The following is a 10,089-nucleotide window of genomic DNA, read 5'->3' on the forward strand; positions in this document are numbered from 1 at the left end:
CCGGCCCGGCGGTCGGCGCAATCCCATTGAACATCAGGCGAAGCGAGGTGTGATGTCGAACCAGCTCGACAACCCCAACGGCAGTTTCTACGTCGTCGTCAACGATGAAGGCCAGTATTCGATCTGGCCCGAGGCCGTGGATGTCCCGGCCGGATGGACGGTGTGCCACGGCGCGACCGACCGGTCCGCGTGTCTCGAGTACATCAACATGCACTGGACCGACATGCGTCCGCTGAGCCTGGTGGCTCACATGGCGCAGACCTCCGCCGACTGTCCGGGGGAGCAGCGATGACCTCCGACAGCACCGATGCCATCCGGCGGACGGCGGACGACGGGCAACAGGCGGCCTGTGTGCCGGGCGAGCCGGGAAGCACACGATCCCGCCTGGACACGATGTCCGCGGCGAAGCGCGCCCTTCTCGCCAAGCGGATCGCCGGGCGACGCCGGGCGGACGAGGACACCGTCCAGCCAGTGTCGCGCGAGGGGCGGCTACCGCTGTCGAACGCCCAGCGTCGCCTGTGGTTCATGGAACAGCTGAACCCCGGCGGGATGATGTTCAACGTCTCGGTGGCCCTGCGCTTCGAAGGGACGCTGCGGCCGGACGTGCTGGAGCGGGCAATCCGCGAGGTGCTGCGCCGGCACGAATCACTGCGCACCGTGTTCCCGTCCGTCGGCGACGACCCGGTGCAGCGGATCCTCCCGAATCTCGACGTGGACCTCACGCCCGTCACCCTGCCAGCCCCCACCGCCGGGAGCCGCGAGGACGCTCTGCGGGAGGCGCTGGTCGCAGAAGCGTCGCAGCCCTTCTCCCTGGAACACGGGCCTCTCGCCCGTGTCACCCTCTTCCGAACCGGAACCGAGGACCACGTCCTGCTGCTGGTTGTCCACCACAGTGTTTGTGACGGCTGGTCGATGACCATTGTCGTCGACGAACTGCTCGCGCTCTACGAGGGCTGGGCGAAGGGCGTCGAAGTCTGTCTGAAGCCGCTTCCGGTCCAGTATGCGGACTACGCCGCCTGGGAAGCCGGGCCCGAGCGCACCGCACAGCTGGACGAGGGGCTGGCCTTCTGGCGCCGGTCCTTGGACGGCGCCGTGCCGGTCATCGAGCTGCCCTTCGACCGGCCCCGCCCGCCGGTACAGAGCTTCCGCGGCGCTCGCCGCCGCTTCTCGCTGCCTGCCAGTGTCTGGCCGCGGGTCAAGGAGATCGCGGCCGACGAGCACGCGACCCCTTTCATGGTGCTGCTTGCCGGCTTCGCCGCGCTGCTGTCGCGCTACACCTCGCACGACGAGGTGACGGCGGTGACTCCCGTGGCCAACCGGCCGCGCGCCGAACTGGAGTCCCTGGTGGGCTTCTTCGCGAACTCCCTGGCGCTGCGGGTGGACACCTCGGGCGAACCGGACTTCCGCGAGCTGGTCGGCCGGGTCCGCGACCTCACCCAGGAGGCTCTGGCAAACGGCGAGGTGCCCTTCGACCGTGTCGTCGAGGCGGTCGACCCGGCCCGCGACCTCAGCCACACGCCGATCGCCCAGGTGCTGTTCGCGCTCGTCCAGGATCCCGCGCTGGACGTCGCCCTGGACGCGATGAAGGTCAGCGTGGTCGAGCATCACACCGCGACCGCCAAGTACGACCTGAGCCTGGAGGTCTGGCCCGGCGCCGACGACGTCCTGCACGGTGTCTTCGAATACGCGACCGACCTGTTCGACGAAGCGACCGTGGCCCGGATCAGTACCCACCTCGGCATCCTCCTCGGTGCGCTCACCGAGGACCCCGGGACCCGGATCGGCGATGCCCCCCTCCTCGCCGAAGAGGAGCTGCGGGAGCTGGTCGTCGGCTGGAACCGCACCAAGGACCCGGCCCTCGGCGACCGGCCCGTCCACGAGCTCTTCGAGGACCAGGCAGGCCGTACACCGGACGCGATCGCCCTCGTCACCGACGAGCAGCGCCTGACCTTCGCGGAGCTGAACACGCTCGCCGACCGGCTCGCCCACCGCCTGCGGTGTGAGGGCGTCGGCCCGGAGGAGCGCGTCGCGCTCTTCCTCCAGCGTGGCGTCGACCTGGTGGTCGCGGTACTGGCGACGCTGAAGACCGGTGGCGCCTACGTGCCGCTGGACACCGCCGACCCGGCCGAGCGCATCGCCTACATGCTCGCCGACGCGGACGCCCGGGTGGTCGTCACCGACACCCGCCGAGCGGCCGCGCTTCCGCAGACCGGGGCACACGTGCTGGTCGCGCAAGAGGCACTCGGAACCCCGGTGCCCGCCGACGCCCCGGCCCACCCCTGCCCGCACCCCGACAACGCCGCCTACGTCATCTACACCTCGGGCTCGACCGGACGCCCCAAGGGCGTCGTCGTCACCCACCGAGGGCTCGGCAACTACCTGGAGTGGAGCGTCCGCGCTTACCGGGTGGCCGACGGTGGCGGCGCCCCCCTCGTCTCGCCGTTGCGCTTCGACCTGTCCGTCACGACTCTCTTCTGCCCGCTGCTCGCGGGCCGGCCGCTGGTCCTGGTGGCGGAGGGCCAGGAGCTGGACCGGCTCTCCGGCATGCTCGGACGAGACCTCGACTACGGGCTGGTCAAGCTGACGCCCGCCCACCTGGACGCACTCGACAAGTCGGTGCCGCCCGTCGAGATCGAGGCGGACGGCTACCTGATCGTCGGCGGGGAGTCCCTGCACGGTGGCACCGTCGCGGCCTGGCGCAAGCGCGCCCCCGGCCTGCGCGTGGTCAACGAGTACGGACCCACCGAGACCGTTGTCGGCTGCTGCGTGTACGAGGTGGACGAGCACACTGACCTGTCCGGCACCGTTCCGATCGGCCGGCCCATCGCCAACACCCGGCTCTACGTGCTCGACACCAACCTGAAGCCCGTCGCCCGCGGCGCGGTCGGTGAGCTGTTCATCGGCGGTGCCGGAGTGGCCCGCGGCTACTGGAACCGCCCCGACCTCACCGCGGAGCGCTTCGTTCCCGACCCGTTCGCGGCCGAGCCCGGAGAGCGCCTCTACCGCACCGGCGACCTCGTCCGGATACGCCCCGACGGCGAGCTGGAGTGCCTCGGCCGGGTCGACACCCAGGTGAAGGTGCGCGGCTACCGCGTCGAGCTGGAGGAGATCGAGGCCGCCCTGACCCGCCTGGCCGCCGTCCGCGAGGCCGTGGTGCTGCTCCGTGAGGACCGGCCCGGTGAGCGCAGGCTCGCCGCATACGTCACCCCGGCGAACGACGGGGCCTCCCGATGCGCCGAGGAGGACCTGCGCGCCGAGCTCCGCGCCGGCCTGCCCGAGTACATGATCCCGGACCACTTCGTGGTGCTGGACGAACTGCCGCTCGCCCAGAGCGGCAAGGTGGACCGTCGCGCGCTGCCCCAGCCCGGCACGGACGCCCCCGATGTGGCCACCGACCTCCCGGCCACGCCGTTGGAGCGGGTCATCGCCGAGATCTGGGCCGACGTCCTGGGTCTGTCCTCGGTCGGCCGCGACGCCAACTTCAATGCCCTGGGCGGGCATTCGCTGCTCACCGTGCAGGCCGCCGCCCGCCTGCGCAAGGCTCTCGACATCGACCTGCCGCTCTCGGTGTTCCTGGAGGCGCAGACCCTCGCCGACCTCGCTCAGCGCATCGAGGCCCTCGGCGGCCGCGCGCCGCGCCCCGGCTTGGTGACCGCCCCCCGCACCGGCCCGGTCCCGCTGTCGTACGCACAGGGACGCCTCTATTTCATGAGCCGTCTCGCCGAAGGCAGTTCCTTCTACAACGTTCCGATCGCCCTGCGCTTCGACGGCACCTTCCGACCGGACGCGTTCCGGGCCGCGTTCGCCGCGCTCTGGGACCGGCACGAGGGGCTGCGCGTCCGCTTCCCGTCGCCTGACGGCGACCCGGTCCAGGAGTTCCTGCCGGCCGAGGAAGTTCCCTTCGAGGAGAGCGACCTGACCGGCGCGGCCGACACCGAGGCCCGGCTCGACGCGCTCGTCCAGGAGGAGGCCGGCCGGCCGTTCGACCTGGCGCGCGGGCCGTTGCTGCGCGGACGGCTCCTCCGGCTGGCCCCCGATGCCCACCTGGCCCTCCTCACCCTGCACCACTCGGTGTCCGACGGCTGGTCCGTCTCCATCGTGCTGGACGAACTCATGGCCCTCTACCGGGCGTTCGCCGCCGCCCAGCCCTCGCCGCTCGCCCCGCTGCCCCACACCTACGTGGATTACACGTTCTGGCAGCGCTCCTGGCTGGACGAGGAGACCCTCGACGCACAGCTCGGCTACTGGAAGCAGCAGCTCGGCGGGGCGCCGATGCTCGACCTGCCCACCGACCGGCCGCGGCCGGCGGTGCAGAGCTACCGGGGTGCCCGGCACGAGGTGGCGTGGTCGCGTGAGCTGTCCGACGCGGTCGCGGAGCTGGCCCGCCGCGAGGGTGTCTCGCTGTTCATGGCGCTGCTCGCCGGATTCGACGTCCTCATGGCACGTATGAGCGGCCGGCACGACGTCACCGTCGGCACGCCCATCGCCAACCGGACGATGACCGAGCTGGAGAGCATCGTCGGCTTCTTCGCCAACACCCTGGCGCTGCGCGTCGACCTCGCCGGCAACCCGACCTTCGCCGAGGTGCTCGCACGCGTCAAGAAGACCGCCAACGGTGCCTACGCGCACCAGGACGTCCCCTTCGAAATGGTCGTCGACGCCGTCGCCCCACAGCGCAGCCTCAGCCATTCGCCGCTGTTCCAGGTGCGGTTCGCGCTCCAGAACATGTCGGGCGGCCTGCCCGACGCGGGGAAGGGGCTCACTCTCAGCGAGATCGAGAGCAAGCAGGTCACGGCCCGTTTCGACCTTGTCGTCGACCTGTGGGAGACCGAGGACGGTCTCCAGGGGCACGCCGAGTACAGCACCGACCTCTTCGACGCGGAGACGATCGCCCGTCTGATGCAGCGCTTCGAGGCGCTGCTGGGACGCCTCGTCGCCGACCCGGCACAGCGGGTCTTCGACACGGACCTCCTGCTGTCCGGCGAGCACGCCGAGCTGGACACACTGTCCGGCACCGCTGCCGGCGCCGACGCGGACGGCTGCACCTTCCTAGAGCGATTCTGGGAGCAGGTGGCGCGCATGCCCGCAGAGCCCGCCGTCACCTGCGGCGCGACCACCCTCTCGTACGGAGAGCTGGGCCGCCGCAGCGAGCAGCTCGCCCGGATGCTCCGCGGCAACGGCGTCGGCCCCGAGACGGGGGTCGCGGTGTACCTGGAACGCGGGACGGACCTCGTCGTCGCGGTGCTGGCGGTGCTGCAGGCCGGCGGCGCGTACCTGCCGCTGGACACGGCCTACCCACGTGAACGCCTAGCCGAGATCGTCGCCGACGCGCGGCCCGCGCTGGTCCTGACCTCGCGCGCCTTGGAAGCCGAGGCCCCGGTCGTACCGGGCGGGCTGCTCGTCCTGGAGGACACCGCCGGCGCGGCCGTCGGCGAGCTGCCGCCGGCGCAGTGCCTGTCACCGGACCGCCCCGCGTACGTGGTCTACACCTCGGGCACCAAGGGGAAGCCCAAGGGCGTGGTGCTCACCCACACCGGGCTGGACGCATACGTGCGCTCACTGCCCCAGGCCCTGGAGCTGCCCGAGCGCCCGGTGGTCCTTCACACCGCCTCCTTCGCCTTCTCCTCCTCCGTTCGCCAGCTCATGGTGCCGCTCGCCCACGGCGGCCGGGTCGTCGTCGCCACCCGGGAGCAGCTCGCCTCCCCTGATGAACTCCTGGCCTACGCGGCCCGCAACGGTGTGCAGGTACTGGACCTCGTGCCCTCCTACCTGCGGGTCGTCGCACCGGCACTCGGCCGCCAGGCCTGGCGGCCGGAGTGCGTCCTGACCGCCAGCGAGCCACTGCTCCAAGACCTGCCGGAGACGATCCGCAGCCGGCCCGGCGCGCCACGCCTGGCCAACATGTACGGCCAGACCGAGACCACCGGCATCGTCGCCACCGCGCCGGTCACCCCCGAACGCGCCGGCCGCGGTGTGGTGGTGCCGCTCGGCCGCCCGCTCGACGGCACGCGCATCCACATCGTCGACGACGAACTGCGCCGTGTCCCGCCCGGTCACCCCGGGGAGATCGTCGTCGGCGGCCCAAGCCTCGCCCGCGGCTACCTCGGCGACCCGGAACTGACCGCAGCGCGGTTCGTCCCGGACCCGTACGGCCCGGCAGGCGGACGCCTCTACCGCACCGGCGACCGCGGGCGGTTCCTGCCCGGCGGCGCGCTCGAGTTCCTCGGCCGGATCGGCGACCAGGCCAAGATCCGCGGTCACCGGGTCGAGCCCGGCGAGGTCGCCTCGGAGCTCGCCGCGCTCGACGGCGTGCGCGAGTGCGCCGTGTTCTGCGTCGAGGACGGAGCGGACGAGCGGCGTCTGGTCGGCTACGTCACGCTCCGGCCGGGCACCGGCGTCACGGCCGCGGGCCTGCGCGCCGGCCTCGGGGAGAAACTGCCCGACTACATGATTCCCACGATCGTCACGGTCGGCTCCCTGCCGCGTCTTTCCAACGGCAAGGTCGACCGTGTGGCGCTCCTCGCGACGGAGGCGACACCAGTGCAGACCCGCACCACCCCCGCGGCCGGGGCTCCCCGCCTCGCCGCCGACGACACCGGCTACCTCGACCGGGTCGTCGAGCTGGTCTCCATCTGGAAGGAGGTGCTGCGGCTGCCGAAGGTCGGTACGCACGACGACTTCTTCGAGCTCGGCGGTGACTCGCTGCATGCGATCCGGGTGGTCGACCGGGCGCGCAGGGCGGGCATCGGGGTCACGCCCGCGCAGTTCATAGCGAACCCCACCATCGCCGGCCTCGCCGCCGTCGCCACCGATCCGGAGGCGCCCGGCGACCGCCACCGGCAGACCCTGGCGGGGATCTGGAGGGAGGTCCTGCGGCTGTCGGAGGTCGGCCACGACGACGACTTCTTCGAGCTCGGCGGTGACTCGCTGCATGCGATCCGGGTGGTCGACCGGGCGCGCAGGGCGGGCATCGGGATCACGCCCGCGCAGTTCATAGCGAACCCCACCATCGCCGGCCTCGCCGCCGTCGCCACCGACCGCACCAAGCCGGGTGAGGGGCCCGCCGAGACCGGCGCCGTCCCCCTGGTGCCCTCGAACCTCGCCTTCCAGGAGCGGGACTTCGCCGACAAGCACCTCTACACGCACATCTTCATGTTCGAGACCCTCGAGCGACTGGACGCGCGGCTCATGGAGCGAGCGGTAGCCGCGCTGGTCTCCCACCACGACTCGCTGCGCATCTCCTTCCCCAAGGAGGGCGGCGCCTACCGGGTGAAGATCCACGACCGCTTCGAACAGCCGCTGTTCACCTTCGTCGACCTCTCCGCCCTCGACCCGGCAGCCCAGGACGTCGCCTTCCGGCGGCTGGACACGACTCTGCACCGCAAGGTCGACTTCGAACACGGGCCGCTCCTGCACTTCGCTCTGGTGCGCTTCGGCGCCGACCGGCCCGACCGGCTCGTGGCCATCGTCCACCACCAGCTGATGGACAACAGCTCCTGGGGCGTTCTGACCGAGGACCTCCAAGCCGCCTACCTTGCCGTCGCCGACGGCAAGGAGCCGCAACTCGCCCCGCTGACCGCGTCCTTCGCCCAGTGGGCACGCAACCTCGACGCACTCGCGCGCTCCGCCGAACTGGACGAGGACTCCGCCTACTGGAGTGCCCTCGCCGGACGGGCCGTCTCGCACTGGCCGCTGGACCACCAGAACGGCGCGGACAGCATGGCGTCCGAGGACTCGGTGCTCGTCGAACTGAGCGGCGCGGACACCGCCGCGCTGCGTCGGCTGATCAGGCGCGACTACGGGCTGACCCTCAACGACCTGCTGCTCGCCGCCGTCCTGAAGGGCTTCACCGAGTGGACCGGCCAGAACTCGGTCCTTGTCGACCTCGTCTCCCGCGGCCGTGAACTCGGTGGCGAGGATCTCGACCTCTCACGCGCCATCGGCCGGTTCTCGATGACCTCGCCGCGACTGCTCGACCTGCCGTCCGCCCCCGGCGCACGCGCCCTGCTCGACTCGGTCGCCGAACAGCTCAGGGCCGTGCCGCGCAGCGGCCTCGGTTTCGGCCTGCTCCGGTACAGCGGCGCCCGGCCGGACGTCGCCCAGGCCCTCGCCCCGCTCGGCAAGCCGGACATCCTCGTCAACAACTGGGGTGAGGTCGGGAAGTTCACTGACGACTCGCCGCTGCTCGGCGCCCCCATCGAGGACGCCTGGCCCGCGCCCGAACTCCAGCGGATGCACCGGCTTATCGTCGACGGCCGCGTGTACGACGGCGCGCTGCGCCTCGGATTCCGCTTTAGCCGCAATCTCAACGACCGCGACAACATCGCCAAGCTCGCAGCCCTCGTCGAGGACGTGCTCCGCGAGATGGCGGACGACGCCGAGTCCTGAACCCCCACGAACCCAGAGAACGGATCACAAGACATGACCAACAACGTGAAGGAATCCCTGCTCTTCCCCGAACAAGAGTGCGTGGCACTCTTCGAGGCCACGGAGCCGGGCCTCTCCCCAGTGACATGGGCCGAACAGCACTCCGGCCTGGTCGCCGAGCGGCTCGCCACGGCCGGCGCCTGCCTGCTGCGCGGCTTCGACGTCCCGGACGAGACCGTCTTCTCCCGGTTCGTGCGCGTCTTCGGCGAGGAGCTCAACGAGTACACCTACCGATCGACCCCGCGTACCAAGGTCGGCGACGTCTACACCTCGACGGAGTACCCGGCCAGCGAGATCATCCCGCAGCACAACGAGATGGCCTACACCAGCACCTGGCCCGAGCGCCTCTGGTTCTACTCCGCCGTCGCGGCCGTCTCCGGCGGCGAGACCCCTCTCGCCGACAGCCACGCGGTCTACGAGAGCATCCCCGCCGATGTCCGCGAACGCTTCGAACTGCACGGAGTGCGCTACGTCCGCAACTACCGTGCAGGCCTCGGCATCTCCTGGCAGGAGACCTTCCCCGGCATGGACCGCGCGGCGGTGGAGCGCTTCTGCGCCGAACGTGACATCGCCGTCGAATGGCTGGACGGCGGCGACTCGCTGCGCACCACCGAGACCTGTCAGGCCGTCACCGTCCATCCGGTGACCGGCAGAACGCTGTGGATGAACCAGGCCCACCTCTTCCACGTGTCCAACCTCAACGAGGCGACCCGGCTCGCGCTGATGGAGCTGATGAAGGAGGAGGACCTCCCGCGCAACGCCTACTACGGCGACGGCAGCCCGATCTCCGACGCCGACCTGGCCGCCGTCCGCAAGGCCTACGAGGCGGAGACCCTCGCTTTCCCCTGGCAGGCCGGAGACCTCCTGGTCATCGACAACCTGACGCTCTCCCACGGACGCAATCGCTTCGAGGGCCCCCGCAAGGTGCTCGTCGCCATGACCGGCTCGCTGTCCAGCCGCTCGGAAGCGTGACGGCCGGCCATGACCATCACCGAACCCCTCGAGGAGAAGGTCGCCTTCCTCCAGCAGCACGGCGCTGACGATCTCGCTCACTCCAGCGCCGACCTCCTCGCACACCTGCAGGGCGTCCACGATCTGCTGCGTGGATGGGGCTGCCGCCCGCAGCTGTGCGATGCCGGGCTCTTCCACTCGGTGTACGGCACCGAGATCTTCCCCACCGGAGCCGTCCCGATCGAACTGCGCCCGGTCGTGCGCGGTCTGATCGGAGAGGAGGCCGAGACCCTCGTCCACCTCTTCGGCACTGTCGCCCGGGCCGCCATCTTCGACGCCGCGTTCGACGGTGCCCCCTTTCTCCTGGAGACCCGTACAGGTGGGCAGGTCGGCATCACCGACCAGCAGTACACCGACCTCGCGGTGCTCACCGTGGCCAACTGGCTCGAACAGCGGCCCCGTTTCCCGGAATCCAGCCGGAACAGCCGGGCGCGTGAGTTCCGCACCATGTGTCAATTCCTGCCCACCATCCCCCGGCAAGCGCTGGAAGAGGCCTACCGCTTCCACCCGCTGACCCAGCCGACGACCTGAATCGAGACGACGTGGCGAACACGGACACGCTGCCGAGCCGTCCGAGTGCTGAAGGAAGGGCGGGACTGTTCTCCCGCATCTTCATCCATTGGCCCGCCGCCCTTGTGGCCACCGGATCCC

Annotated in this window: 4 protein-coding genes; all 4 read left to right on the forward strand. The window is 70.9% G+C overall.

Features of this window, described 5'->3' with window-relative positions; all coding sequences use genetic code 11:
* Nucleotides 1-52 precede the first annotated feature (52 nt).
* The 4 genes from ACFZDJ_RS10190 to ACFZDJ_RS10205 are packed head-to-tail and all read left to right on the forward strand — an operon-like array spanning nt 53 to nt 9,969.
* Nucleotides 53-292, forward strand: coding sequence for an MbtH family protein (locus tag ACFZDJ_RS10190; protein ID WP_384917541.1), 240 nt, complete (start codon nt 53-55; stop codon nt 290-292).
* Nucleotides 289-8,388 carry an amino acid adenylation domain-containing protein gene (locus tag ACFZDJ_RS10195; protein ID WP_391057614.1) on the forward strand — a complete coding sequence of 2,700 codons (8,100 nt, stop codon included), beginning with the start codon at nt 289-291 and terminating at the stop codon, nt 8,386-8,388. Before ACFZDJ_RS10190 ends, ACFZDJ_RS10195 begins: the two co-directional genes overlap by 4 nt.
* Nucleotides 8,389-8,421: 33 nt before the next feature.
* Complete coding sequence (locus tag ACFZDJ_RS10200; protein WP_390934221.1) at nt 8,422-9,399, forward strand: TauD/TfdA family dioxygenase; 978 nt, start codon at nt 8,422-8,424, stop codon at nt 9,397-9,399.
* Nucleotides 9,400-9,408: 9 nt separating this feature from the next.
* Nucleotides 9,409-9,969 (forward strand): DUF6817 domain-containing protein, encoded by a 561-nt coding sequence (locus ACFZDJ_RS10205; RefSeq protein WP_384917553.1) that lies wholly within the window; start codon nt 9,409-9,411, stop codon nt 9,967-9,969.
* Nucleotides 9,970-10,089 lie beyond the last annotated feature (120 nt).

It is taken from the genome of Streptomyces sp. NPDC007896 (genome assembly GCF_042959425.1).
Classification (GTDB): Bacteria; Actinomycetota; Actinomycetes; order Streptomycetales; family Streptomycetaceae; genus Streptomyces.

Coding starts and splice junctions, on each gene's coding strand:
- ACFZDJ_RS10200 (WP_390934221.1), top strand. CDS start 8,422: ATGACCAACAACGTGAAGGAATCCCTGCTCTTCCCCGAACAAGAGTGC.
- ACFZDJ_RS10205 (WP_384917553.1), top strand. CDS start 9,409: ATGACCATCACCGAACCCCTCGAGGAGAAGGTCGCCTTCCTCCAGCAG.
- ACFZDJ_RS10195 (WP_391057614.1), top strand. CDS start 289: ATGACCTCCGACAGCACCGATGCCATCCGGCGGACGGCGGACGACGGG.
- ACFZDJ_RS10190 (WP_384917541.1), top strand. CDS start 53: ATGTCGAACCAGCTCGACAACCCCAACGGCAGTTTCTACGTCGTCGTC.